The sequence below is a fragment of the Methanobacterium formicicum DSM 3637 genome (assembly GCF_000302455.1).
In the GTDB taxonomy this organism is placed as follows: Archaea; Methanobacteriota; Methanobacteria; order Methanobacteriales; family Methanobacteriaceae; genus Methanobacterium; species Methanobacterium formicicum_A.
The window spans coordinates 449,872-475,506 of record NZ_AMPO01000001.1; the positions used below are offsets into that span (position 1 = coordinate 449,872).

General features: G+C 39.8%; 23 protein-coding genes. 10 read left to right on the forward strand and 13 right to left on the reverse strand.

Annotation, left to right across the window (positions count from 1 at the left end):
- Positions 1 to 7: 7 nt before the first annotated feature.
- Complete coding sequence (locus A994_RS02135) at positions 8 to 967, reverse strand: ABC transporter substrate-binding protein (protein WP_004029616.1); 960 nt, start codon at positions 965 to 967, stop codon at positions 8 to 10.
- Between the two features lie 277 nt (positions 968 to 1,244).
- Here A994_RS02135 and A994_RS13515 point away from each other — a divergent pair, with 277 nt between their 5' ends.
- Positions 1,245 to 1,568, forward strand: coding sequence for a hypothetical protein (locus A994_RS13515; RefSeq protein WP_237739679.1), 324 nt, complete (start codon positions 1,245 to 1,247; stop codon positions 1,566 to 1,568).
- Entirely contained in the window at positions 1,556 to 2,584 is a 1,029-nt protein-coding gene (gene ftsA / locus A994_RS02140; RefSeq protein WP_237739685.1) for a coenzyme F390 synthetase, read from the forward strand. Before A994_RS13515 ends, ftsA begins: the two co-directional genes overlap by 13 nt.
- A gap of 275 nt (positions 2,585 to 2,859) precedes the next feature.
- Here ftsA and A994_RS02145 read toward each other — a convergent pair whose 3' ends face one another.
- Positions 2,860 to 3,324, reverse strand: a complete 465-nt coding sequence (locus A994_RS02145; RefSeq protein ID WP_004029617.1) for a helix-turn-helix domain-containing protein — start codon at positions 3,322 to 3,324, stop codon at positions 2,860 to 2,862.
- A 90-nt stretch (positions 3,325 to 3,414) separates the two neighbouring features.
- Positions 3,415 to 4,197 carry a hypothetical protein gene (locus A994_RS02150; protein WP_004029618.1) on the reverse strand — a complete coding sequence of 261 codons (783 nt, stop codon included), beginning with the start codon at positions 4,195 to 4,197 and terminating at the stop codon, positions 3,415 to 3,417.
- Positions 4,198 to 4,572: 375 nt separating this feature from the next.
- Here A994_RS02150 and truD point away from each other — a divergent pair, with 375 nt between their 5' ends.
- Positions 4,573 to 5,826: a tRNA pseudouridine(13) synthase TruD gene (truD, locus tag A994_RS02155; protein ID WP_004029619.1), complete on the forward strand. Its 1,254-nt coding sequence runs from the start codon at positions 4,573 to 4,575 to the stop codon at positions 5,824 to 5,826.
- Positions 5,827 to 6,469: 643 nt separating this feature from the next.
- Here the strand turns inward: truD and A994_RS13600 are convergent.
- The 4 genes from A994_RS13600 to A994_RS02165 form a co-directional block, all read right to left on the reverse strand.
- The gene (locus tag A994_RS13600) at positions 6,470 to 6,595 is read right to left on the reverse strand and encodes a hypothetical protein (protein ID WP_272942726.1); all 126 of its coding nucleotides are present in this window, start codon (positions 6,593 to 6,595) and stop codon (positions 6,470 to 6,472) included.
- Between the two features lie 59 nt (positions 6,596 to 6,654).
- The gene (locus tag A994_RS13015; protein ID WP_004029620.1) at positions 6,655 to 6,801 is read right to left on the reverse strand and encodes a YHS domain-containing protein; all 147 of its coding nucleotides are present in this window, start codon (positions 6,799 to 6,801) and stop codon (positions 6,655 to 6,657) included.
- 159 nt (positions 6,802 to 6,960) lie between these two features.
- On the reverse strand, positions 6,961 to 9,423 hold the full coding sequence (locus tag A994_RS02160; RefSeq protein WP_004029621.1) for a heavy metal translocating P-type ATPase: 2,463 nt from the start codon (positions 9,421 to 9,423) through the stop codon (positions 6,961 to 6,963).
- Positions 9,424 to 9,445: 22 nt separating this feature from the next.
- Entirely contained in the window at positions 9,446 to 10,684 is a 1,239-nt protein-coding gene (locus A994_RS02165; RefSeq protein ID WP_004029622.1) for a metal-dependent hydrolase family protein, read from the reverse strand.
- 344 nt (positions 10,685 to 11,028) lie between these two features.
- On the opposite strand from A994_RS02165, the gene A994_RS02170 reads away from it, so the two are divergent.
- From A994_RS02170 to A994_RS02190, 5 genes are all read left to right on the forward strand, one after another.
- Positions 11,029 to 11,247, forward strand: coding sequence for a hypothetical protein (locus tag A994_RS02170; RefSeq protein ID WP_004029623.1), 219 nt, complete (start codon positions 11,029 to 11,031; stop codon positions 11,245 to 11,247).
- Positions 11,248 to 11,272: 25 nt separating this feature from the next.
- Positions 11,273 to 11,623, forward strand: coding sequence for a DUF5518 domain-containing protein (locus tag A994_RS02175; protein WP_237739680.1), 351 nt, complete (start codon positions 11,273 to 11,275; stop codon positions 11,621 to 11,623).
- 43 nt (positions 11,624 to 11,666) lie between these two features.
- Entirely contained in the window at positions 11,667 to 12,029 is a 363-nt protein-coding gene (locus A994_RS02180) for a DUF5518 domain-containing protein (RefSeq protein ID WP_004029625.1), read from the forward strand.
- 172 nt (positions 12,030 to 12,201) lie between these two features.
- On the forward strand, positions 12,202 to 12,615 hold the full coding sequence (locus tag A994_RS02185; protein ID WP_004029626.1) for a DUF5518 domain-containing protein: 414 nt from the start codon (positions 12,202 to 12,204) through the stop codon (positions 12,613 to 12,615).
- A 235-nt stretch (positions 12,616 to 12,850) separates the two neighbouring features.
- Positions 12,851 to 13,243, forward strand: coding sequence for a DUF5518 domain-containing protein (locus A994_RS02190; RefSeq protein ID WP_004029627.1), 393 nt, complete (start codon positions 12,851 to 12,853; stop codon positions 13,241 to 13,243).
- A gap of 183 nt (positions 13,244 to 13,426) precedes the next feature.
- Here A994_RS02190 and A994_RS02195 read toward each other — a convergent pair whose 3' ends face one another.
- The 5 genes from A994_RS02195 to A994_RS02215 form a co-directional block, all read right to left on the reverse strand.
- Positions 13,427 to 13,837: a DUF126 domain-containing protein gene (locus A994_RS02195; protein WP_004029628.1), complete on the reverse strand. Its 411-nt coding sequence runs from the start codon at positions 13,835 to 13,837 to the stop codon at positions 13,427 to 13,429.
- 111 nt (positions 13,838 to 13,948) lie between these two features.
- Positions 13,949 to 14,851, reverse strand: a complete 903-nt coding sequence (locus tag A994_RS02200; protein WP_048203997.1) for a hypothetical protein — start codon at positions 14,849 to 14,851, stop codon at positions 13,949 to 13,951.
- Positions 14,852 to 15,166: 315 nt separating this feature from the next.
- Positions 15,167 to 16,084, reverse strand: coding sequence for a hypothetical protein (locus A994_RS02205; protein WP_048203998.1), 918 nt, complete (start codon positions 16,082 to 16,084; stop codon positions 15,167 to 15,169).
- 157 nt (positions 16,085 to 16,241) lie between these two features.
- Positions 16,242 to 17,591, reverse strand: a complete 1,350-nt coding sequence (gene purB, locus A994_RS02210) for an adenylosuccinate lyase (RefSeq protein ID WP_004029631.1) — start codon at positions 17,589 to 17,591, stop codon at positions 16,242 to 16,244.
- 330 nt (positions 17,592 to 17,921) lie between these two features.
- Positions 17,922 to 18,083 carry a preprotein translocase subunit Sec61beta gene (locus A994_RS02215; RefSeq protein ID WP_004029632.1) on the reverse strand — a complete coding sequence of 54 codons (162 nt, stop codon included), beginning with the start codon at positions 18,081 to 18,083 and terminating at the stop codon, positions 17,922 to 17,924.
- A gap of 428 nt (positions 18,084 to 18,511) precedes the next feature.
- On the opposite strand from A994_RS02215, the gene polC reads away from it, so the two are divergent.
- Together polC and nrdD are read left to right on the forward strand one after the other, a co-directional pair.
- Entirely contained in the window at positions 18,512 to 21,835 is a 3,324-nt protein-coding gene (gene polC / locus A994_RS02220; protein ID WP_004029633.1) for a DNA polymerase II large subunit, read from the forward strand.
- 326 nt (positions 21,836 to 22,161) lie between these two features.
- Positions 22,162 to 24,468: an anaerobic ribonucleoside-triphosphate reductase gene (gene nrdD, locus A994_RS02225; protein ID WP_004029634.1), complete on the forward strand. Its 2,307-nt coding sequence runs from the start codon at positions 22,162 to 22,164 to the stop codon at positions 24,466 to 24,468.
- A gap of 158 nt (positions 24,469 to 24,626) precedes the next feature.
- On the opposite strand, the gene A994_RS02230 is transcribed toward nrdD, so the two are convergent.
- On the reverse strand, positions 24,627 to 25,520 hold the full coding sequence (locus A994_RS02230) for a CBS domain-containing protein (protein WP_004029635.1): 894 nt from the start codon (positions 25,518 to 25,520) through the stop codon (positions 24,627 to 24,629).
- Positions 25,521 to 25,635: the final 115 nt, after the last annotated feature.

The following is a 25,635-nucleotide window of genomic DNA, read 5'->3' on the forward strand; positions in this document are numbered from 1 at the left end:
CATAAAGTTAACCGCCTAAAAATTGAGTATCAAATATTTGATCCGATGTAAGGTTCGATTTAAGGTATCCCATTTTGATTTCAATGTTCATGAAGTTTAAAACGTTATCCTGATATGCTTTATCCACAGAGTAAACGAATCTGATGTGCTGAAGAGACATATCTTCCAGTTCTTCATTGGTGGTTAATTCCTGAGTAAGGATATATGCAGTGTCGTTAAGATGTGTGTTGACGTATTCGGTTGAGTTCTTATGGATCTGGAGGAATGTATTCAGTTCTTGAGGATGCTGCTCAATGAAATCTTCCCTGGTGATAATCACGCAGCAGGGATGATCTTCCAGAATATCATCAGAGTAGATTAACACCTGACCTATACCTCGATAGGGAGCCATTGACACAAATGGTTCATAGGAGATATAAGCATCTACTTTTTTGGCTGCAAGTGATGATGGAATATTAAAAACATTAATTGAGAGTAGATCCACATCTTTTTGAGTGATATTATATTTTTGTAGTTCATAAACTAATAATACCTGTTGTATAGAGCTAACTCCAGGTGTGGCTATCTTTTTATCCTTTAAATCCGCGGGACTGGTTATGGTGGAGTTGGGTTGGACCACGATTCCACTTCCAACCATGTTAACTGATCCCACAACCTTAATGGGAACTCCTTTACTTATCCCCTGCATGGCTGGAGTAATCCCCACATAACCAATATCAACATCGCCACTAGCCACTGCATCTACAATATTAGATCCAGTGCTTATTTGAACGGTTTTAACATTTAAACCATTATTTTCGTAGGTTTTATTGTATTTGGCTACCAGTAGTGCGGCGCTATGATCAGTGGGTAAGTAAGCTACTTTAATCGTCTTTTGATCATTGAAATTATTGGAGTAATACTCTAAAGAAGCCCCTATAACCACAAAAACAGCTAATAATATGATTAAAACAGTATAAAGTTTCATAAATCTCCCCATTCCCTTTTAAGTAATCCCCAATTTGTTATTAACTCATTTTTTTAATAATTCATGATTTAACCTGTTTTATCCCCTTTCGAAATTTTTCCTAATACTTTTAATCTATTTTTAAGGACTGATCTTTTAAGTATTGTTCTTTTTAATTTTCCCGTGGTTGATTTGAAGATTCGTAATTATTATTACTTTGGGAGTTTATATTTAATTAAGGGATATTAAGACACACGGAATACTCAGTAGTGGTTTAATAGGAGTGAGGGGGATTTAAATGGATTATTATAGGGAAGAAATTGAAACCATGCCTCGGGATGAGTTGGATGCTTTGGTTGATGAGAGAATTCGTTATACTGTGAAATATGCTGCGGAAAAATCCTTATTTTATCGAAAATGGTTCAGGCAGAATAATATCAATCCAGGGGATATCCGGGAACATGAGGATCTGCGTGAACTGCCCATTATCAGTGGAAAGATAATGAGAAAACAGCAGCCACCTGAAACTGAAGAATTTGAGTTCAAATGTATTGATTGGGACCAGATTTACACCATCCACGAGACCAGTGGTACCAGTGGCACACCTAAATCCTTTTTTTAACCTGGGAAGATTGGAATCGTTATGCTGAAAAATACGCTCGTGCTTTTGTTTCCCAGAATTTTGGCACCGGTGATAGGGTGGTGATCTGTGCCAGTTACGGGATGAATGTAGGGGCCAATACCATGACACTGGCCGCCCAAAAAATTGGAATGGCCATCATACCCGAGGGGAAATGTTCTTTTCCAGTGCGTATCATCAACAGTTACCAGCCCACCGGGATAGTGGCCAGTGTATTCAAACTCATCAGATTAGCTCGAAGGATGGAAAAAGAAGGTATAAATCCCCAAGAATCAAGTATAAAACATTTAATTGCGGGAGGGGAAAGTTTCGCTGACGAATCACGGGCATATGTTGAGGAATTGTGGGGGGTTCCAGTTTACAATACCTATGGTAGTACTGAGGGCACCATGTGTGGGGAATGCCATGAAAAAGTGGGTCTGCATGTTCCTGAAGACATGGTACACCTGGATCTATACGATCCATCCATGGAAAACTTCATAGATGAAGGAGAATGTGGTAGGATTGTTTTAACCACTCTTCTACCTCCAGGGGGTAAAACTGGCACATTACTTTTGAATTATGACACTGAAGACACTTCCGTGGTGGTTAGCAGAGATAAATGTCCCTGTGGAAGGACTCATATGAGAATAATGAACCCGGAAAGGGAAGCAGAAACTGCATGGGTGATGGGTGCACCTTTTAACCGGGTAGATATTGAGAGGGGTGTTTTTCAGAGGGAAAACATGGACTACCTAACTGGGGAGTATGAAGCCTTTCTCTACGGTGATGAAGAGGAGGTTACCCTCAGGGTAAGTGTAGAGTGTCAGGATACCAAAAACTGTGCACCGGAGCTGGTCCAGGAAAACTTTTTAAAATCATTCCTGCAATACAAACCTCCCCTACATGAAGCATACCAGGATGGTAACTTTAAAATCCAGTTTAATTTTACTGGACCAGGCGGTCTTGAATTATATAAGATCAGGGGTAGACCTAAACGTTTAATTGATCGTCGCTGAAAGTAAATTGATGGGAAACGGATCTTGTTTATCTGATAGTTATGTTCCGAAGATGAGTCGATCTAAATTAAGAAATATTGCTAAATTTGGAAAAATTTTAAAAAAATATTTTTAAAAAATTGCCAGAAAAATAAAGAATTTAAAATATCAGTAGCAAGCAGGATGAACTAAAATCCTCAAGAGCAAATATCAAATCAGTGGGATGAATAAAAATCTTTGTAGTACGAACTAAGTAGGACGAATTAAGTATGAGAACTAAATAGGATGAACTAAAATCATTTATTGAAATTTTGAACTTCCAAAACCTTTATAGAATTGGTAGGGCAGTTTAACTGACATTCAAGACAGCCACAACATTCATCGGTGTTTATATTACATTTTAAGTCCACGATTGAAATATTCTTCAGGAGACAGGCATCTACGCACACACCGCAGCCAATACAAGTGTCCTTTACTTTGGCCTGAAATTCCTCTTCAATCAGGATACCCACAATGGTCCGGGTGTTATCAAGGTCTCCGGTTAAAGAATAAGTCATGTACAGGAAATCCCGGTTACAGCAATTGGTAATGCTTTCAGCAACTTCTATGGAACTCCAGGACAAATTTCTACCATTTAAGTAATGTGAAACGGTTGATCGGTCCATTCCAAGTTTATCCGCGATATCTTTTTGGAAATAACCCTGTTCTCTGAGCTTCACTGCTGCCAGGTACTTTAATCCGGATGTAATATGTTTGGGCATAAATTCACCATGTGTGTTGATTACACATTTTAATTGTTTAATATTTATAGATTACGACAGTGACAAAATAGGGTGTTTTCCTGATCTAAGTCAATAACAGGAATTTGTCTTTAGATTAAGATTGTCCACACCTGAAACAAACTTCCTGTTCTGTTCTTTAACCATGTTATATGGCTGGTCAGTGAATGATTCATAAACAATAGCTGGGACTCCGCTCTTAATCAAAGGTATGGTGGTATAAGTAGTGCTGCTGGGGTTAGGGGCAGTATAATATGGAACACCTTCAACATTCTGGGTAATGTTATAGGCAATATCCAGAGAAGCACCATTATGGGTAGGGGTGAATATGAAAACTTTTTTGGGGTAAGCTCCATCAGTTCCATGAACATCGATGGCCAGGCAGAACTTTTCCTGGGCAATATCAGGAACTACATATTTCTTGGCGAGTAATTGTCCGTTCATTCTCCCTTTTGAAAAATCAGAGGCGTAATGGGTAACATTAATGTAGTAAAGATAGTAACAGTATTTGAAGGGATTGGAATCTTCTTTAATGATTTCAGATACTGCTCTATGTGCTGGATATTCGCGGGGGTGTTCTCCCAGGATGTATGCTACCTTCACTGGTGAACTGGTGTTACCGTAGGGGCCTTCTTTTATCACATTCCCATAGGATTCATTTCCCAGGGACACCTGGGTTATGGGGATAGTTGTTACAGATTCTTCTGCAGAATAAACATTGTAAATGGGGATCATGATCAGAAAAAGGCAGATAATTGTGGAAATCCCTAAAATTAGTTGATGATGAGGGTGTTCTCGTATTTTGTTAATTAAATTGTCTATCTTCTTTTTTAAAACCTTCAATTTAGCCTTCACTGGATAGCCCCCGGTGGAGGATGTTTAACCCTGACCATATATAAATTATGCATACTTGAATACCGGAGGGTCTAATGGGGTAATTAATTTTTATTTATTCAGACCAAATATTCGCTTGTTTCTATGAAAAAAGCCTTAAAATTAGTTACGGTCAATGATATTGATATGAAAACAGATACGAACTCTATATTTGGATTATTTACAATGTATATCCAAAAAATGAAATAACAGATGGGATAATGCAGAGCCATGATTAGTTCATCAGGGAGTTACAATAAGTACATACAACTAAATAATTACATTACAATATCAATTGCTATTACACTAATTTAGATTACATTACTTACATTTACAATATCAATGTGGTAAATCATCATGTTAAACGCAGAAACATATCTCACCAGCCAGAAAGGAATAAAAGGACAGATTAGAACAAAAAATGAAGATTTTTATGTTGAAGAAATTCCTGAAACTGTTCCCAGTGGTGAAGGACCAAATACCTGGCTTTGGATTGAGAAAAATAGTAGAACCACCCTGGAAGTGGTTTTAGACATTGCCCGGGAGCTTAAAATTAACCGTAAGCAGATGGGATTTGCCGGAATGAAAGACAAAAAAGCGGTAACCCGGCAGTGGATATGTATCAGTAACAAAACACCTGAAGAACTTCAGGGAATTGAAGATAAGCTTCATCATGTTAAAATACTTAAAATCACCCCCAATCAGAAGAAGCTGCGCATGGGGCAACTGGTGGGAAACAAATTCCGGCTGATGGTAAGAAATTTGGAAGATCCAGAATCCGCAGCTCAGGAAGCAGAAGAAATACTCAGCGAGCTAAAGGAAAGAGGGGTGCCTAACTATTATGGATATCAGCGTTTTGGTAAGGACAGACCCAACACGCATCTGGTTGGCAAAGCACTGATCAAAGGCGGTGTTAAAGAGGCAGTGGATCGTTACATTGGTCATCCTTATGACACCGAGCCAAAGCACATCCAGGAAGCACGCAGGTTCTATGACGAAGGGGAACTGGGAGAATCCCTGGCCTCCATGCCCAGTGGGATGCGGTACGAAAAGATGATGTTACACACTCTCATTAAGGAGGAAAAAAAGAGGGGAGAATTGAATGAAAAATCTTACATCCTGGCACTCCGGAGTATCCCTAAACCCTTAAGCAGGATGTTTGTCCACGCATACCAGTCTTATCTTTTCAACAAGGTGGTTAGTGAACGCACCAAGCTGGGTATTGACCAGTACGTGAAGGGAGATATTTTAATTGATAATGAAGAACACCTTATCCATGAATTTAAAGAAGATGAAATAGATGAAGAGATAAGAAATTTCCAGGCCCACCCATCTGCACCTCTTTACGGGAGCAAGGTGCCACTGGCCGGTGGTAAACTGGGGGAAATGGAACAGAAGATCCTGGATGAGGAAAACCTTAAACTGGAAGATTTCACAGTGCCCCAGATGCCCAAACTGGGCAGTCATGGGATACGTCGTGCAATGCGGTTTAAAATATGGGATGTTAATGCAGAAGCAACTGATGAGGGGGTTATGGTTAGTTTTTCCATTCCCAAGGGATGTTACGCCACTGCAGTTTTAAGGGAAGTTATGAAGGTGGATGTTTATTAAAAATGATTCATCTGATGGGGATTTTGGCTGTGAATGTCAGCTGATATAGAGTGGTATGGTTAATGGACAGTAACTAGTTGATATGAGTTTTAATTGGTTGATGGATGTTGTAGTGATATGATGGTAGTTTGTATATGAGGTGAGAATTTGAATCTGGTAAACGCAGTAATAGGAGCTTTTTTAGGAATTATAGCCGCAATGGTGCTTTTAATTATTTATAACAAATTTAATCAGAAAAAAGGATAGAATTATCTGTTAAAATGTAATATAAGTGTTTCAAATCAAGCACCTTAATTGGTTAAGTGCAAGCACAGAATTAAAGGATTTAAATATTCTTTTTAAATTCATTTATAATTCATTTTAAATATTTTTCCATAATTTATTACTTGTCTCATGCTCTTACCAAACCCACATCAGATATCAGGACATAGGTTAGATTGCCCCTCATAATAAGAGGGGTGCCCCCTCAGTTTAATCTTGAATCATAAAAACTAAGATATCCATCTTAAGATATCCATTTTAAGTCAAATCTCTTCTTGATTGGGTCATTTACTTAAATATTTCATGAAAATAGTTAAAAATGAGAATAGTAAATTAATTATAAAATAAAAACTTCAAGAATAAAAAAATTAAAGGGTTAATATTAAATTTTGAAGTGTTTTTTAAGTTCTTTTTTAGCCATTTTCTCTATTTCTTTGCCACCTTTTCCTTTAGCCTGTTTTTGCAGTTCTTTAGTGGCTTTTTTAGTGACTGAATCTAGTAATCCCATGCAATCCCTCCGTTTTCTCTGATTGTTCTTATGTCTTATGAGATGTTTCTCATTGAATGTTATTTTTCTGCATATTTTTCAGGATTTTCATCGAACTCTTTTTTGCATCCTGGAGCGCAGAAGTAGTATTTTTTACCTTTGTATTCGCTAACCCATTTGGCGCTTTTCTCATCAACATCCATTTTACAGATTGGATCTACAGCCATATTTATCACCTTCCCCTTTTTTATACTGTTCTTTTAGCAGTTCATTATTCTTATTTTTTTTAATTATTATTTTTTTTAAGATTCCAGAATTTCATGTTTCATTATCCCCGGCATGCTTCTTACTCTCATTTCTTTTTTCCATCAATTTATTATTAGTTTTCAGTTTAAGTTTTCCTGAGCCACCTCTAACTTCTTGGATGGGGGCATATATCCTTTTAATAGCAGTGAAAGAGTCACAACAGTCACAGAGCTCAGTGCCATGGCCAGTCCAGCGTATTCGGGTTGGAAAGTAATCCCGAAAGTGGGGTAGAGTAGTCCTGCAGCCACCGGTATTAGGATCACGTTGTAGGCGAATGCCCAGAAAAGGTTGAGCTTGATACGTCCCATTACCTTCTCAGATAACTGCACTCCAGCCACAGCATCCATTAAATTGTCCTTGATAAGCACTATCTCTCCACTTTCAATAGCCACATCAGTACCGCTACCAATGGCTATCCCTACGTCGGCCTGAGCCAGTGCCGGAGCATCGTTTATCCCATCACCTACAAACGCCACCACTTCTCCCTGATCCTGAAGTCTTTTAACTTCCTTGGATTTATCCTCGGGCAGCACTCCTGCTGTGACGTGTTCTATGCCAATGCTCGTGGCAATGGCATCTGCAGTTTTTTGATTATCACCGGTGATCATGGCCACATCCAGACCCATTCTCTTAAGTTCACTTATTGCCTGGGGGGTGTTTTCCTTCAATGTATCTGCCACCCCTATAATACCAGAAAAAACATTATTCAATGCAACCAGAATCGCTGTTTTACCCTCTGATTCCAGTTTTGAAATCATTTCTTCGTTTGTATCGGATATTTCAACATCATTTTCCCTGAGAAGTTTCCGGTTTCCTATGATCACCGATCTCATATTAACCGTTGCTGATATTCCTTTTCCTCCGAATGTGTTGAATTCATCACTATCATATAATTTAAGGTCATTATCTTTGGCTTTAGTGACTATTGCATTGGCCAGGGGGTGCTGTGAATTTTTTTCCGCACTGGCAGCAATCTCCAATAAAGTTTTATCATCTGTACTGGTTCCTACGATGTTGGTAACCTCTGGTTTACCCCTGGTCAGGGTTCCGGTTTTATCAAAGAGAATAGTGGTTAATTTTTCTGATATTTCCAGTGCTTCACCATTTTTAACCAGTATACCCAGTTCTGCCCCACGACCAATCCCCACAGTCACTGCAGTGGGTGTGGCCAGGCCCAGGGCACAGGGGCAGGCCACCACCAGGATGGATATGAGGATGGTGAGTCCAAATAGGAGAGTGCTCCCCAGTAGGAAGTACCATACTACGAAGGCCACAATGGCAATGGTAAGAACAGTGGGAATGAAATAGGTAACTGCCTCATCAGCTATCCTCTGAACCGGTGGCTTGGACCCCTGAGCAGATTCCACCAGTTTAATTATCTGTGACAGAACCATTTCCTTTCCAATTTTTTCTGCACGGAATTTTAAAACCCCATTCTGATTTATAGTTCCACCAACCACCTTCGAACCAGCATTTTTCAGGGAAGGTATTGGTTCACCAGTGATCATGGATTCATCAACGTAACTGTCACCCGAAACTACCTTACCATCCACCGGGATCCGTTCACCCGGTTTTACCAGTACAATATCACCAACTAGCACATCTTCCACCGGGACCTGGATTTCAACACCATTTTCATCCCCTTCATCACGAAGAACAGTGGCTGTTTTAGCCTGAAGACCAACTAATTTCTTGATTGCAGTACCAGTACGCCCTTTAGCACGTGCTTCGAGCCACCGGCCGAACATGAGAAAACCGGCAAGCATCAGGGCAGTTTCATAGAACATGAATTCAGGGGTAAGAATGATGTTGAATGTTCCCAGCACACTGGATATAAAAGCCACACCAATACCCATAGAATACATTACATCCATATTCAGCCCATGATTCTGCAGAGAACGATAAGCAGCAGAAAAAATAGGGTAACTCACATAAATAAATGGTAAAATGGTAACAGCCAGCATGAAATAGGCCATTTTAAACGGTAACATCACACCGGAGTACATCAACACCATCAGGGGAATGGAAACTGCAAAGGCCACAATAAATCGGTTCCTTTTACCATTAAGATCCGCTTTTCGCAGTTCTTCCTCTTGATCTATCTGGAACTCTCCTTCTACTCCCAAATATTCATATCCCAGATCTTCAATGGCTTTCCGCATTTCGGCCACACTGGTCATCTGGGGGTTGTAGGTTACATAGGCCTTTTCAGCCGCCAGGTTCACGTTAACTTCACTAACTCCATCGATCTTTTTTAAAACCCCTTCAATGGCCTGGACACACATGGCACATGTCATTCCTCCCACTTTGATAATGACCTTTTCATTCACCACAGCAAAACCAACGTCTTCCACAGATTTCTCCAGATCACGGAGTTCTACCTTATCGGGATGGTATTCCACAGTGGCTTTTTCTGTTCCAAAGTTAACCTGAGCATCTTCAACACCCTCCAACCCCTGCAGGGATTTTTCCACGTTAAGGGCACAGGAAGCACAGTGCATACCTGAAATCTTTATTTCAGCTTTTTTCTTAGTATCTGCCATTATTAACACTGCCTTTCAAGGTTTAAAATGTTCTAATGTCTTTAACTATTTTCCCTTCCTTCATAACCACCAGTATATTGTCCGAATTTCCCATGGATTCCATGTCCTCCAGGGGGTTAATGGCACTGATGACCACGTCAGCCAGTTTACCCTTTTTTATAGTACCTATTTTATCCTGAATTCCAAGAAGTTCCGAGGCGTGCTTGGTACCGGCCTGTATTGCTTCTGAAGGTTCCATGCCCACTTGACATAGGAGCCCTAGTTCTCTAAGGTTCTGCCCATGGGGACCAATACCGCTGTCAGTACCCATAACAATCTTAACCCCTGCTTTTTGAGCTTTTTGAACACTTTTAAGTCCGTTTGTAAATACATTCCGGGTATCTTCCCTGCTAAATTCTGGAAGATCTCCTGCTTCTAATTTGTCCATGTTTATCCGGTGCACCAGCATGGTGGGAACCAGCCAGGCATCTTTTTCAAGTAAAAGAGCAATGCATTCATCATTTAGGTAGGTTCCGTGTTCAATGGATCTGATACCTGCTTGCAGGGCGTTTTTCACACCTGTTGATCCATGGGCATGGGCCATAACTGGCAAACCCCTGAAGGATGCTTCTTCCACCATCACCCTCAACTCTTCTGAGGTGAACTGTGGATGTTCTGGGCTGTCATTGGCACTTATAACTCCACCTGTCACCATAACTTTCACCACATCTGCACCTGATCTTAAAACTTCCCTGACTCTTTTTCGGACTTCTTCCGGTCCGTCACAGACGGGATCTGGAAGTCCAGGATAGGTTGTTTTAATCTGAAGCCCGGATTTATGATGGAAGTCAAAATGCCCCCCAGTTGTGGATAGGGGCATGACACTGATTTGAAGCCGTGGCCCTGTAATCAGCCCTCTTTCTATAGCACGTTTAACTCCAAAATCTGCCAGTCCTGCATCTCGAACAGTGGTTACCCCCGCTTTCAGGGTATTTTTCAGATTTAAAGTGGCTTGATAAAAATAAAGTGATAATGGGGTGAATAAAGGGTCTTCAAAGCGGAATCCATTCCACATCATATGCACGTGACAGTCAATGAAACCAGGGAGTATAAACCCGCCCTGGGCATCAATATAATTGATTTTATCATTCGGAAGTTTCAGTGAGTCTTCAACACCAGAATCAAGAATTATCTGGTCTTTAATTAAAACTGCCGCGCTTTCAAGTGGTTTACAACCTTCACCATCTATAAGTGTCCCATTATGGATGAGCAAGTACACCATTACACCTTCTTCCTGGACTTAATCCTGAAATGATTTATCTTAATTTCTGAATTTTCTTTTATATTAATTCGTAACTGGCACTGTTTATTAACTGATTATTGTAGTTCATTAATCTTATTTTTTACCTGGAATGTGTGCAAAAAATAAATTCGAAGATATAATGGAAAAATAAATATAGATTGGGCGAATTTATGGAATTAATTTACACTTCATGTTGTGTAGATGATACAATCAGTTCAAACTTATTTTTTTAAGTTTATATTCGTTTATGTATTGGGAATAAAAGAAAAAAATATTAAGACTTAAAAGGACATAATCAATATTAAATGATAAGGAGGTTAAACATGGTAAATCCAATGTTAGCTGTGGTAATATCTTTCTTTTTACCGGGTATTGGCAGTGTTTATGCAGGTAAAACCATTAGTGGGATAGTGATTTTCATAGTAGCAGTGCTATTGTTTGCTTCTGTTTATTTTTTAGGGGCTATTGCGTATATATTATATATAATTGTCTGGCTTTATGGTATGTATGATGCATATACTACGGCTAAAACCTTAGTTTAAATAATGATAGTTTCAATTTAAAGACATGAAGGAGGTGAATGGAATGGTAGAAGTTAAATGGACTCCAGTTATAATTGGATTAGTAATTGCAATAATTCTCAGTGTTATCATTTCAATGTTTATAGGATCCCTTGGTGGCCTAATTGCTTACCTTATAGCAACGATATATGTAGGTTATTCTGTTGCAGGAGGTTATCAAAATGGTGCGATCCATGGAGCTCTAGTAGGAATCGTAGCTGGAATCATTGGTGTTATAATTATGATACTTACTGGTGTTGGAATCGGAACGTTAATTTTAATAGAAGCAGTCATAATTGATGCAATTATTGGAGCCATTGGAGGAGCCATCGGAGCCGCAATTAAAGGTGATGCTTAAAAACAATATTTTTTTATTTTTCGGTTAAAAAGAGGTGAAAAAAATGGATATTGATTGGGGAGCAGTAATCATAGGGTTTATATTGTCCATAGTTTTGGGAGCCGTTTTTGGTATAATTATTCCCGCAGTGGGTTCAGTTCTCGGTTTACTCATAGCTGGAATGGTAGTGGGCTACATGGTGGGTGGAACTGCAGGTAATGGTATGGCAAACGGTGCAGTATCTGGTTTGTTTGGTGCCATTGTTCTGTCCATATTAATGCTCATATTCGGTACCCTGATACTGGGGCTTATTGGATTCGCAGCAGCCACTTTGACTTCACTACTACTGTTTATAGCCTTCTTCGGGGTCATGATCCTAATGGCCATTGGAGGAGCTCTTGGTTCTTTGATCAAAGGAGAAGCTTAAAGCTAGCTAAAAATTTAAAATTATTTTTTTTATTTCTTTATTTTTTTTCACATTTTAGAGCAAACTATATTTTTTTAAAACTCCAAAAAGTATAATAGCGTTTAAATTGATTATTTAAAACGAATAATAAAGATTACATTGTTCAATAGAGTGGAGTTATGAAGGTAAAATCATGATCGATCAAAAGAATATTCTCATTGGAACGGTACTGGCAGTGGTACTGGTTGTTGTTTTAGGGATGTTAATCCCATTAATCGGGGGTGTTATTGCCCTGATAGTGGCAGGAATAGTGGTTGGATATCTGGTCAACCAGAGTGTAAAGATGGGGGCAATACACGGAGCTTTAATAGGTCTATTCACAGGGATAATATATGTTATAATAATATACGCAGTTTCTGGATTCTCACAAAAGATAATTGGGGGCTTAATTATCTACTCCTTAGGTTTCATACCAGTATACATTCTCCTGGGCCTCGGTGGTGGAATCATTGGTTATGTGATAAAAGCAAGGCAACATCCTGAAACATTATCGGAAGAAGAGATTCCAGAAGAAATTACTTCTAAAGATAATGATGATGAACTATAACATATAAAAAACCTTTAAAGACTATCCTTATCTTTTTAGGGTTTATCCTTAGTTTTTAGGGTTTATCCTCAGATTTTGGGATTTATCATAGTCTTCAGGATTTATCCCTACTTTTCAGGATTTATTCTTTAACATCTCAAACTTAAATTAAAGACAGGGAAATTAATAAAAACTGGACTTAGAAATAAAAACAGAATAAAACTGGAATAATTCTAATAGATTAGGAGTGATGTAAATGATAGACTGGAAAGCAGTTGGAGTAGGATCGCTTATAAATGCGGTTTTAACCATTGTGTTAACAATTTCTGTTTTTCCCCTGTTCTTCATGGGCCCAATAATAGGGGGCCTGGTGGCAACCTATATTGGACGTGGTGAGAAAAAAGACGCACCAGTGGAAGGTGCATTAACCGGCATTATCGGCGGACTCATAATAGGAATTCTATTCGTTGCCGGGTTTGGAGCTTTAAGTGCAATAATAGGCCTTATATTTGCTAAAGTAGGTTTAGTGGCCGGTGCGATGACTCTGATAGCTGGTCTTTTTATCACAGTATTTTCCATATTCCTGGGCGGAGTTCTGGGCACTGTTGGAGGATTTATCGGTGCTGAAATCAGAGAAAACGGTGGTTGAATTGTTGTAAAAATTAATAGGCAATTGCCTATTGTTTCAACCTACCAATTATTTTTCAACATTTTTTATTGAATATATCAATCCAAAGTATTGGATTTTAAAAATAAACCTGATTTTTTTTAATAATATTTTTTAAGGAACTTCTCTTGGATTTTTTTTAAAAAATTTATTTGGAAATAAGATTTATTTTAGAATTTCAATGATCCCGGTATCTGCATCAACTTCCACCAAGTCACCGTCCTCTAGACTGTCAAGAACATCCTCTTCCGGCTGGTCAACCATGGGGATGCTGGCCATAATGGCTCCAGTGGCGATGATGGGCTCTGCTTCCATGGCAATGATTGCCAGTGGTGCGGTTTTATTTTTAGCCATCTGAAAGATCACGTAGGATCCCACGGTAGAACCCTTCCCTGATGGGATCACCAGTACCTTGCCACTTATATTCTGCTGGTAAAGTTCATGTTCTCGATCAGTGATATTTCCAGTCTGGGGATCAACACCACCCAGGAAACTCAAGGGTTCATGAGAGAGGATCACAGCTCCTTTGGCTTGTCCACGTGAAATTTTACGACATTTGATATGATGGGAAGTCATATAATTAGTTCCTCTTTTTTTATTTATTTATATCTTTAATTATTTTATTTATTTTATTTATTTTTTCATCGTACTTGGACTTATCAGTCCGAATTTATTGTATTAACCATTTTATTCAAGTTTTAACTCGATTCCTCCAACAAATGGCCTTAAATAGTTGTATAACAAGGCCATGATGGCGTATAGTATGAAGATGACTATGAACATACCAATGGTATTTCCTAAGAAGTAACCAAGCCCACCGGGGACATTGCCGGTGGCAAAGTACATAGCCAGTGTTGGTAATGAGAATATGAAGTTCAAAATGGTCATTACCACTGCACTGATAAGAGCCAGGGGAATGGGCTTTATTTTCTTGATTTCAAAGGAGTTATCCTTTATTGTGTTGAATTTTAATCTTATTCCGCCCATCTTTGGGGCCAGGAAATTGTAAACCAGTGCCATGAGGGCGGTGTATATGAAAGTAAACACAAAAACCAGTATGGGAATTCCAATTACCATTACCACAATTCCAATCAATCCAATAGCACCTAAACCTTCTAATCCTACCATAGAATTGCTTGTACTGATTGATGCAAGTGCTGCACCCTGTAAAACCACAACCAGCAATGGGGCAACAATCAATATTATCAGGAAAGTTAAAATGGTATAAATGGAGGATGCCATTAATGATAGAGGGATTACAGGTACTGATCGGATTTCTTTCATTTCGACCATTCCCAGCTTAATACCCCCTATCCTGGGCACCAGTAAATTGTAGATGAAAGCCATGAGGAATGAGGTTAAAACGCTAAACAAAAATGATCCTACAGGTAAAATAATGATAATTGCCACAGATGCAGTCATCAGGAGGCTGCTAATGATGTGGGATTGTGAAGGTAGGAAAACAGCCACTGCTCCCAAAACCAGAATTAGTATTAACGCGTAGATGATGCCCAAAACAGCTGATATCGAGGAAGACATCAGAGTGAAGGGGACAATAGCCACAGACTTTATTTCTTTTAATTCTTCCATGTAATTAACCTCCAATTTATAATCATGATAAATATAATTCATCAAAAATTCATATAATAACTTTAATTCCATCTAAAACTTTATTCCATCAAATTTCTTATTCTAATCTATTAAGTTATTTCTTAAAATAAGTTATTGATTAATAGATTCACCATAAAAATCGTTTGAAAATATGATTAAAACAGTTTTCATCTATGATTCCACTTCATTGATTGAATAATCTCAAATTATAATTAATCTCAGATTATAAAATAATTTCAGATTCTCAATGGATAAAAAGAAATAAAAAAGGGGTTAAAATTAGGTTCATGGCGTTTATTCCAGTACCAGTTTGATTCCGCCGATTCTGGGCTGTAAGAAGTTGTAGAATACTGTGCCCAGTGCTACTATAATGAAGTACATTACAAACCAGGATATGGCGTAGGTTATGAGCCAGATTATTGCTAAAACAATGTCTCCAGTCATTATACCCATTATCAATCCGTATATCGCACCTAAAACTGCCATTACTGCTGATATGGATAGTGCTGCAGGTACCACTGGGATGCTGGTGAGTTCAAAGCCATTGGCTGCTTCGGCGAATATAAGTTTGAGTCCACCGATCTTTGGTATGATGATGTTGTAGAAGACTGCAAATAATGCGTAGGCAATGAAAGTCATGATGAACATTGCTATAGGCATTATTATAATCCAGAACAGTGCCCATATGCCAGAAATAGCTGCCATCATTCCTCCGGTAGGTAAAGTAGCGTTGGTAACATTGGTTGCATCTGCAGCTACATTGGCTGCAATTGGGATTACTCCACTTGCCAGTGAGAATATAGAACTACCAGCCAGTCCAATGTATAGACCAGTTAAGAATGTTATAAGAGCGACTATTACCGAGAGTATCAGGGCGAAAGACACTACTGGGATGGATTTAACTGTTTCTCCTTCCATACCTAGTTTTACACCTCCTAATCTTGGTGCTAAGAGGTTGTAGAGTAATGCCAGAATAAAGGCATACACGATAGTGAAGAAGAACGAGGTTAAAGGCCATAGGATAATTATCGATAATCCTATCACAGTAATGAAACCAGCGAAGGCGCTTACGCCTGGTATAATTGCGGCTATTGTTCCGAAGAATAGGATAACAAGGATTGCTGCGATAAATGCTAAAATAGCGTGTATTGAAGATGTCATTAATGTGAATGGTGCGGCTCGGATGTGTTTAATTTCTTTGATATCGACCATTTTTTCACCTCCCTTTACAATTAGTAAAATATTATTTCTAGTTGGTGATATATTAATTTTTCGTTTTAAAGGAGTTAAAAGCCATTAAAACGAGCAAAAATAGACTAAATGGAATAAATAAAATAAAAATTAGAAAAAGAAGAAATTATTTTGGAATTTAGAACCAGTCTTTAGACTCTTCCAAAACCATTTCCACAATCTGCACTGAAGATCCCAGGTAGGTGTGAGGGTCCATAATATCCTCTACTTCTTCCTGGCTCAGGTAATCAGTTATTGCTTCCTGTTTGAGAACCACATCTTTTAAACTGACTCCTGATTTGTTAGCTTCCAGTGCACACTTCCTGACCAGAGCATAGGCACTTTGTCTTCCCATACCTTTCCTGGTGAGTTCGGCCATGAATCGCTCGGCCATAATCAGGCCACCAGTAAGGTTAAGGTTCCGTTCAATGTTTTCAGGGTAGAAAACCAGTTTTTCCATTAAGCGAATGGTCAAGTTCAGTATGTAATCAGTGAGGATTGATGCTTCTGGGAGCATGATCCGTTCGGATGAGGAGTTGGTGAGGTCCCTTTCATGCCACAGGGCATTGTTCTGAAGAGCAGGGGCAGGATATGCTTTAATAATTCTGGAAACTCCACAGATTCTCTCAGCAGTTATGGGGTTCATCTTGTGGGGCATGGTACTGGATCCTACCTGTTTTTCAGGGTCGAAACTTTCCCCTAATTCTTTGATTTCTGTACGTTGCAGGTTACGGATTTCCAGGGCAATTTTATCAAGTGTACTGGCTAGATTTGACAGATCCAGAATGTACTCTGCATGGTTATCTCTTTGCACCACCTGGTTGGATATCTTAACTGCGGGTAGTCCCAGTATTTCAGAGACCTTGAGGTGTACATTGAGTCCATCTTCACCCAGTGCGGCTGTGGTACCGACTGCTCCGGTCATCATTCCAACACAGAGTCTTCCTTTGCATGCTTCCAGCCGTTCATGCTGTCGGTGGAGTTCATCAGCCCAAATGGCAAATTTCATTCCATAAGTGGTTGGTAGGGCGTGTTGTCCATGGGTTCTTCCTATGCATACTGTTTTTTTATTTTCATCAGCCAGTTTCAGGATGATTTTTGCCAGGCGAGCCACTTTATCCTGTATGATATCAATTGAGTCACGCAGTAAGAGTGATTGTGAACTGTCGATGATATCATTGGAAGTAGCACCAAAATGCACGTATTCCCCTGCATCATTATCGCAAACCTCAGCCAGGGCTTTTACAATGGATGCAATGTCATGGTTGGTTTCTTTTTCTATTTCTGCCACTCGTTCACTGGTAACATACTGGGTACTGGCCTTACTTCTTATTTCCCGGGCAGCCTCTTCAGGAACCAGGCCAATCTGGGCCTCAGCTTCTGCCAGAGCTGCTTCCACTTCCAGCATTTTTTGAAGTTTATTCTCTGCCTCCCAGACACTTTTCATTTCCGGGGTTCCGTAACGAAATTCTATAGGGTGAATAGCCATGTTAAAACTCCTTTAATATTAGTTCCTTAATATTAGTTCTTTGATGTCATTTTCTAAAAAAATTCATTTCTAAAAAAATCTTTTTATTTTTGAAGCTTCATTCAAATAGAGTAACATCCAAATTTTAAAAAAACTTCTTCCTTTCAAAAAAACTATTTAATGATTTTAATTTTTTAAACTTATTTTTTTAATTTCTGCAATGAATTGGTGCTGCTAGATAACTCTTATACTTATAAGTTCCGTCCGATACTCTATATTTTGAGTTTTTACTTTGAATTAATTTTCTAAACTTTCTAAGGTATTGGGGACAGTTAGAAAAAGTAATAGGGTTCAGGAGTACGAAAACCTGAGAGCTATGCAGAAAACAGCCAGAATAACGGTCATGATTATAACCTGTTCTGGACTGAGTTTGGGGCCTTTGGTTTCATCTTCAAAGTATCTTACCAGGCCCGCCCCACTTGGTGGGAGATATTTCTTTTCTTTCTTTGCCAATTGGATCACCATAACAAATTGATCGTGAAATTAATTCACTGATATTTCATTTATCAAAATCATTTGAAATAAACATCGTTTCTGATTTTAGATTTTATTCTAGATATTTATTCATAATCTATATTTTATTATTCATATCCATGATGTTCTATTCATACCTATGTTACGCATTACAACCTTATATTTGTGATGGTATCTGGTCATGATTCAGGTGACATTTGGATACAATTGGATGGAAATATATCTAAGTTTACTGGATTGAAAAACTATAAATTATCTTTAGAACAATAACAATTAGTAGAGCAAGAATAATGTTCGAATGTTATATTGCTTTAATCGTATTTTTACTGGAATATAAGGTTTTAATTTAATTAATAAAGATTATTATAGATTTAATCATTGAATATATAAAAAATCAGGGAATTAACATGGGATACTTTGAAACATTGGAAGAGGGCACTACAAAGGCCTATGAAGTTGCCAAGCAAGCCAGGAAGAAGGGTCATGATATTGAAACTGAACCAGAGATACCCCTGGCTAAAAACCTGGCCGAGCGTGTGGAGGGGCTGGTGGGCCCACCAGGAGTAGCTGCACGTATTAAAAGTATGGAAAATGACATGTCCCGTGAAGAAATCACATTTCAGGTGGCAAAGGAAATAGTCACAGCTGATGAGGTTTTAAAAGCTGATTTGGGGAATAAAGACCAGTATAAGGTAAAGGAAGAGGCAGCTGACCAGGCAGTGAGAACAGCACTATCTATTATTACTGAGGGGGTAGTGGCTGCACCACTGGAAGGAATAGCCAGAGTGGCCATAAAAAGGAACTTTGACCAAACATGGTACCTGGCAGTGTACTTCACCGGACCCATAAGAAGTGCCGGAGGAACAGCATCTGCTATGGCGGTTCTAGTCGCAGATTACATACGAAGTAGCATGGGACTAGCAGCTTACAAGCCCACTGATGGAGAAATTGAACGTTACGTGGAAGAAGCAGAACTTTACGAGTCAGAAGTAACCAACCTGCAGTACTCTCCTTCTCCAGATGAAGTTCGTACTGCAGCCAAGAACATACCGGTGGAGGTCACTGGTGAACCCACTGACCAGGTAGAGGTTTCCCACCGGGACCTGGAACGAGTGGAAACCAACCATCTTCGTGGGGGTGCCCTCCTGGCTATGGTTGAGGGAGTTATACAGAAGGCCCCTAAAGTATTGAAGTACGCTAAGATGTTGAACATGGAAGGATGGGACTGGCTGGGAGATCTCTCCAAAACCAAAAAATCAGATAAAGATGAGGAAGCTGATGAAGGCAAAGAAGAAGATAAAGTAGATGACAAGTACATGAGGGATATTATTGGAGGTCGTCCAGTTTTAGCATATCCTCAAACCAGGGGGGGCTTCCGTTTAAGGTACGGTAGATCTAGAAACACCGGGCTGGCTGCCATGGGTGTGCACCCTGCAACCATGGAGATCCTGGAATTTTTAGCTGTCGGGACCCAGATGAAGATCGAACGGCCGGGTAAGGGTAACTGTGTGGTTCCCTGCGATAGTATTGATGGGCCGGTTGTGAAACTTAGAAACGGGGATGTGGTGAAGGTAGAATCAGTAGAAGAAGCCCGGAAAATCAGATCAAACGTGGTGGAAATAATCTACCTGGGGGACATGCTGGTGGCTTTTGGTGAGTTCCTCAGAAACAACCACCCACTTCTCCCTGCTGGCTGGTGCGAAGAATGGTGGATACAGATTTTAGAAAAATCAAGCAGTTACCATGATGGACAGGAAGAAGAGTTGAACCAGTTCCTCCAGCGGGGTAAACTTAGTGCTAAAGAAGCATTCGAACTGTCAAAACAGTACCAGATCCCACTGCACCCTGACTACACCTACTTCTATCATGATGTAACCCGAAAGGACATCAACACTCTCCAGGCATGGTTAGTCAATGATCTAGATGATGAAAACATTGAAGATGACTTAATAAAAGATATGGGGCCTGAGAAGAGGATATTAGAATCCATGGGAGTCCCACACCGTGTCAGTGATGATAAAATTATTTTAAACCATGATGATGCCTATGCCCTTATCCACACCTTAACCGAACCATTGGAAACTGAAACGGATTTATCAACCATGGATGCAATAAACCGAGTTGCACCGGTGGAAATAATGGCCAAAGCACCCACATATCTTGGTGGAAGGGTGGGAAGGCCTGAAAAAACCAAGGAAAGGATGATGAAACCAGCCCCACATGCTCTTTTCCCCATTGGTAACTTTGGTGGAACTAGGAGAAACATTGTGGAAGCAGCTAGAAAAGGCAGTATCACAGTGGATATAGCTCGATGTAAATGCACCAATCCTGAATGTGGTGTGGGTTCAATGCAGGCTATTTGCCCAGTCTGTGGGGCCCGTACTGTTCCCACCAGTTCAGGGAAAAAAAGAATCAACGTGGCCAACCTCCTAAGAAAAGCCTATAAAAATTCTGGTGTGCGGAAACTGGACGAGATAAAGGGGGTAAAGGGAATGATATCCGAAGAAAAATTCCCAGAGCCACTTGAAAAAGGAATACTCCGGGCAAAAAATGGAGTTTACACTTTCAAAGATGCCACCATACGCCATGACTCAACAGACCTGCCACTTACTCATTTCATACCCAGAGAAATAGGTGTAAGTCCCCAGAAGCTTCGTGAAATAGGATACACACATGATATTAGGGGAGAAGAGCTTAAAAATGATGATCAGGTGGTTGAACTCCGTATACAGGATCTGGTAATATCCGAGGCCTGTGGAGAATACCTGATGCGGGTTTCACACTTCATTGACGATCTTCTGAAAAATTTCTACGAAATGGAACCATTCTATAATGTTAAAACCAAAGAAGACCTAGTGGGGCACCTGGCAGTGGGCCTGGCACCACATACCTCAGCGGGTGTCCTTGGACGGATCATAGGATTCACCAAAGCCGCAGCATGCTACGCCCATCCCTACTTCCACTCTGCTAAACGTCGAAACTGTGACAGTGATGAAGACTCAGTGATGCTACTGATGGATGCCTTACTGAACTTCTCCAAGGTTTACCTTCCCAGCAGTCGTGGGGGACGAATGGATGCTCCTCTGGTTTTATCATCCCGCATTGATCCTGAGGAAATTGATGATGAATCTCACAACCTGGATACCATGGAAATGTTACCTCTGGAACTGTACCAGAAAACTCTGGAAAATGCAAAACCTGCTGATGTGGTGGAAATGGTGGATAATGTCCAGAAGAGGTTGGGCAAGGATGAACAGTACAGTGGCTTGATTTATTCTCATGAAACTTCCAGTATCCACCAGGGACCAAAAATATGTCTCTATAAAACATTACCTACCATGAAAGAGAAGGTGAATGGTCAGATCAGTCTGGCAGAGAAGATACGTGCTGTGGATCAAAAGGGAGTGGTGGAAGGAGTCTTAAACTCTCATTTTCTGCCGGATATGGCAGGGAATATAAGGGCATTTGCTAGGCAAAAGGTTCGCTGCACCAAATGTAACAAGAAATACCGACGTATACCTCTCACCGGGGAATGTACCTGTGGTGGAAACCTTATACTGAGTATATCAAAGGGTTCTGTCACAAAATATCTGGAAATATCCAAGGAACTGGCGAGTCGTTACCCTATAGATCCATATCTGGTGCAGCGGATTGAACTTTTAGAGTCAGGTATACATTCCCTCTTTGAAAGTGACCGATCCAAGCAGAGTTCACTGGATGTATTTCTGTAGATAGTTCACTGGATGTTATTCATAGATCACTAAAAAATAGTGCACATGTTGTGTTATTGTGCACTATCAATAGTGGTTTGGGCTAAATTTTGTTCACCTCATGTGTTCAATTGAGGGGGAGAATGATGTTATCATGGAAACACTTACCGTTATAAACAGTTTTCACGGATCAGAACAGTTTGGTAATCGAAAGAATTTTATAAGATACAAATAGAAATAATATGTAGATTTAAAAACTCTTTCCAGGGGGTCAGGGGAAATTATTACACAAAAATGAATTAATATTATTTTTAAAATAATTAAATAATTGAGTCGGAGGATAGATGATGAAGGATGCCCGTATTATTGCTGCAATACCAACCAAGGCGGAAAATTGTGTTTTGAAAAATAATGGGATATTTGAAAAGTTCAGTCATGAAAAGATATTGAAATCCTGTCTTATGGCAGGTGCTCCTCTTTGGGCTGCGGAAAAAATAGCATCTCAGGCCGCTGGTGCGGCTTATGATGGAGTCACCACCAAGGAAATCAAGATGTGGGTATATGATTCCTTGAAGCGGGTAGAACCACAAGTGGCTGACAAGTATCTAAGAAGCAACCAGTTAAGGGTTAGAACAGCACGGGACACCATCGAATCCTTTGACAAGTCCAAAATCGAGAAAACCCTGATTGTAGAAACAGGTGCCAGTCCAGAAATCGCGGATAAAATTGCCACCAGTGTTTGGAAAGAGGTTAGAAAACTGGATGTGGAATATTTAACCGCTCCTATGCTAAGAGAAATGGTAAACACCAAACTGGTTGAAAATGGGCTGGAAACCCTCAGACGAAAGTACACCAGGCTGGGTATACCAGTCTACAACATCACCAACCTCATCCAGAATGGAAGCCGGGACAACGCCAACATGATCCACAACCCGGAAACAGTACACAAATACGTGGCTGATGAAGCACTTAAGCAATATGCACTCTTGCAAATGCTCCCCAACGAACTGGCTGACGCCCATCTGGGTGGAGATATACACATACACGATCTGGAATTCTTCGCGGGCAGACCTATAAACTGCCTCCAGCATGATTTAAGATACTTTATAAGAAACGGGCTCAAAGTGGACGGTACTGGTGACCATACTTCAGTGGCAGGACCACCAAACCACATTGAAACTTTGATGAACCACTCTGGAGAGATAATGCTGGCAGCCCAGCAGAATATGAGTGGTGGACAATCTATGAGTCTCTGGAATGTTTTTGTCGCTCCATTTGCCCATGGACTTCCCTATGAGAAGATCAAACAGGCAGTGCAGATGTTTATCTACAATCTGAACATGGCATACGCTGCCAGAGGAAGCCAGGTACCATTTACATCCATCAACATGGAATTCACCGTACCAGATTTTTTAAAAGAGGAACCAGCATATGGGCCTAAAGGTAGACTAGTGGGAACTTATGGTGATTTTGAAGATGAAACCCGCATGTTACAACGGGCCTTCACTGAAGTACTACTAGACGGAGATTCTGATGGTAAACCACACCTGTTCCCCAACACAATCTATGCCCTAAGGAAAGAAGTCCTGAAGGATGAATTTGCCGAAGACCTGGAACGGGTGCATGAATTATCCTCCAAATACGGTACTGCATACTTTACCAACATGTTACCTAGTTACAGGGGGCAGATGGCCAACTACATGGGATGTAGAACCTCCCTTTCTGATAACTGGACTGGTGACTGGGATAAGGACTGTTTCCGAACAGGGAACCTGGCCTACGTAACACTGAACTTGCCCAGAATAGCCTATCAATCCAAGGATGAAGATGAAATATTCGAGTACTTGGATTCATACTTGCGTCTTTCTGAAGAGGTCCTGATGTTACGTCGTCAGCAGGCAATGGCCTGTCTGGATGACTACAACCTGTTACCATTCTTAACCCAGGAACAGGATGGGGAAAGGTATTACAGGGTTGAAAACTCCACGATGACCTTTGGATTTGTGGGATTAAATGAAATGCTCCAGTCATTCTGCGGTTCGGGAATCGATGACCCTGATTCGCTTAAATTAGGCCTTAAAGTAGTGGACTATATGAATGGGCGGGCTCAAGAACTTAAAAAAGATAATGGCCTTCGTTGGACTATTATTCAGACTCCTGCTGAGTCTACTGCCTACCGATTTGCAATGCTGGATAGGGAGAAATTCGGTAACAAGGCTATAACGCAGGGAGATTCTGATGCTTATTACTATACCAACTCTTCCCATGCACCGGTGGATACTAGTCTGAGCCTGGCAGAGAAGATCCGTGTTGAAGAACAATTCCACAGTCGTACTTTAGGTGGACACATCTTCCATGCTTACATGGGAGAATCACACAGTGACCCTGAAGCACTGCTGAGCCTCACTAACAAGATAGCCAAAAAATCGGATATAGGTTTCTGGGCATACAGCAGTGCCCTCAGTTTCTGCATAAAATGCAAAACCCTGATGAAAGGATTACAGGATAACTGTGCTTCATGTGGAGAACAGAAAGAAGTAGAATGGTACGACCGTATCACAGGATACGTCCAGCAAGTGGGTCGCTCTAAATCCGCCAGTGGAGGATGGAATCCTGGTAAAATGAAAGAGTTAATGGATAGGAGAAGGTATTAATCTTCTTATCCCAATCTTTTTTCTTTTTAGTTTTTAATTTCAGTTTTTAAATTATTTTTCAGATTTTTCAAAATAGGGTAAAATCTCATTTATTGAGTAAAATCTTTCTAAATAGTTTTAAAAAAAGAATAGATGTGTATATTTAGATTTTAAAATAATTAATTAGTCAAATATTTCAAACCTGATACTTGGTTTAAAATATCGGTTTTAGTTAAAATTCCAACTGGTTTGTCCTTTTCATCAGTGATAATAAGACGCCCAATTTTGTTTTTATTCATAATTTGAATGGCTTCTGCTATCATCACATCTTGTTTAACTGTTATAATGTACTTGGACATCAGATTGGTTATGTTAAGATCAGTTTCTTCATTGGCAATGGCCTTAGTAATGTCAATGAGGGTTAACATTCCCATAACATTATCATTTTCAACTACAGGGGCTCCATCTATTCCATTATTCGATAGAATCCATGCTGCTTCTTTAATATTCATATCTCGATCCAGTGTTATGAGATCCTGGCTGGCTATTTCCAGCACGGATTTATGGGGTATGCTTCGTATATCTTTAACATCTAGGAGTAAAACACCATCCATATCGTCCCTTCCAACAATAATCCCATTCACCACAAGTTTATTCACGGGACTGGGGCCTACTCTTACTTTATCTCCAAGGGCAAGCTGCTTGATATCTCCCATGACCGTTATAGTTGCTTCACAATCTCCCGGTTGGGGTAGGCTGGTGAATTCTATCCTGGTGACAGTTATATTTTCAACCAGTTTATCTTTTTTAAATAAAGGTACAGTTTCTTCTTCATCAGCAGTACTAAGATTTAAAGCATGATATGCGTCTAATGTTGGTTTATATCCTCCTCTAGGGCCTGGAACGCCTTTCACGATCCCCATGCTTCTTAAGGATTGCATCTGATTTCGTATGGTTCCAGGGTTTCGGTTCATAATCGATGCAATGTTTTCTCCTTTAATGGGCATGTAATTTGATTTACTATACAGATCAATCAAAACCTGCAATATTTCTTTTTGGACGGTTGTGAGCAATATAACACCTTCTGATTGATTATTATCGTTATCATGAATAATAATACTGGCTTTGTTTAGGATATAACTTATGCTATCTATGGTATATAAACCGAATCCAATATGGTGAAATCCT

Coding starts and splice junctions, on each gene's coding strand:
- A994_RS02135 (WP_004029616.1), bottom strand. CDS start 967: ATGAAACTTTATACTGTTTTAATCATATTATTAGCTGTTTTTGTGGTT.
- A994_RS13515 (WP_237739679.1), top strand. CDS start 1,245: ATGGATTATTATAGGGAAGAAATTGAAACCATGCCTCGGGATGAGTTG.
- A994_RS02145 (WP_004029617.1), bottom strand. CDS start 3,324: ATGCCCAAACATATTACATCCGGATTAAAGTACCTGGCAGCAGTGAAG.
- truD (WP_004029619.1), top strand. CDS start 4,573: ATGTTAAACGCAGAAACATATCTCACCAGCCAGAAAGGAATAAAAGGA.
- A994_RS13600 (WP_272942726.1), bottom strand. CDS start 6,595: ATGGGATTACTAGATTCAGTCACTAAAAAAGCCACTAAAGAACTGCAA.
- A994_RS13015 (WP_004029620.1), bottom strand. CDS start 6,801: ATGGCTGTAGATCCAATCTGTAAAATGGATGTTGATGAGAAAAGCGCC.
- A994_RS02160 (WP_004029621.1), bottom strand. CDS start 9,423: ATGGCAGATACTAAGAAAAAAGCTGAAATAAAGATTTCAGGTATGCAC.
- A994_RS02165 (WP_004029622.1), bottom strand. CDS start 10,684: ATGGTGTACTTGCTCATCCATAATGGGACACTTATAGATGGTGAAGGT.
- A994_RS02170 (WP_004029623.1), top strand. CDS start 11,029: ATGGTAAATCCAATGTTAGCTGTGGTAATATCTTTCTTTTTACCGGGT.
- A994_RS02175 (WP_237739680.1), top strand. CDS start 11,273: ATGAAGGAGGTGAATGGAATGGTAGAAGTTAAATGGACTCCAGTTATA.
- A994_RS02180 (WP_004029625.1), top strand. CDS start 11,667: ATGGATATTGATTGGGGAGCAGTAATCATAGGGTTTATATTGTCCATA.
- A994_RS02185 (WP_004029626.1), top strand. CDS start 12,202: ATGATCGATCAAAAGAATATTCTCATTGGAACGGTACTGGCAGTGGTA.
- A994_RS02190 (WP_004029627.1), top strand. CDS start 12,851: ATGATAGACTGGAAAGCAGTTGGAGTAGGATCGCTTATAAATGCGGTT.
- A994_RS02195 (WP_004029628.1), bottom strand. CDS start 13,837: ATGACTTCCCATCATATCAAATGTCGTAAAATTTCACGTGGACAAGCC.
- A994_RS02200 (WP_048203997.1), bottom strand. CDS start 14,851: ATGGAAGAATTAAAAGAAATAAAGTCTGTGGCTATTGTCCCCTTCACT.
- A994_RS02205 (WP_048203998.1), bottom strand. CDS start 16,084: ATGGTCGATATCAAAGAAATTAAACACATCCGAGCCGCACCATTCACA.
- purB (WP_004029631.1), bottom strand. CDS start 17,591: ATGGCTATTCACCCTATAGAATTTCGTTACGGAACCCCGGAAATGAAA.
- polC (WP_004029633.1), top strand. CDS start 18,512: ATGGGATACTTTGAAACATTGGAAGAGGGCACTACAAAGGCCTATGAA.
- nrdD (WP_004029634.1), top strand. CDS start 22,162: ATGAAGGATGCCCGTATTATTGCTGCAATACCAACCAAGGCGGAAAAT.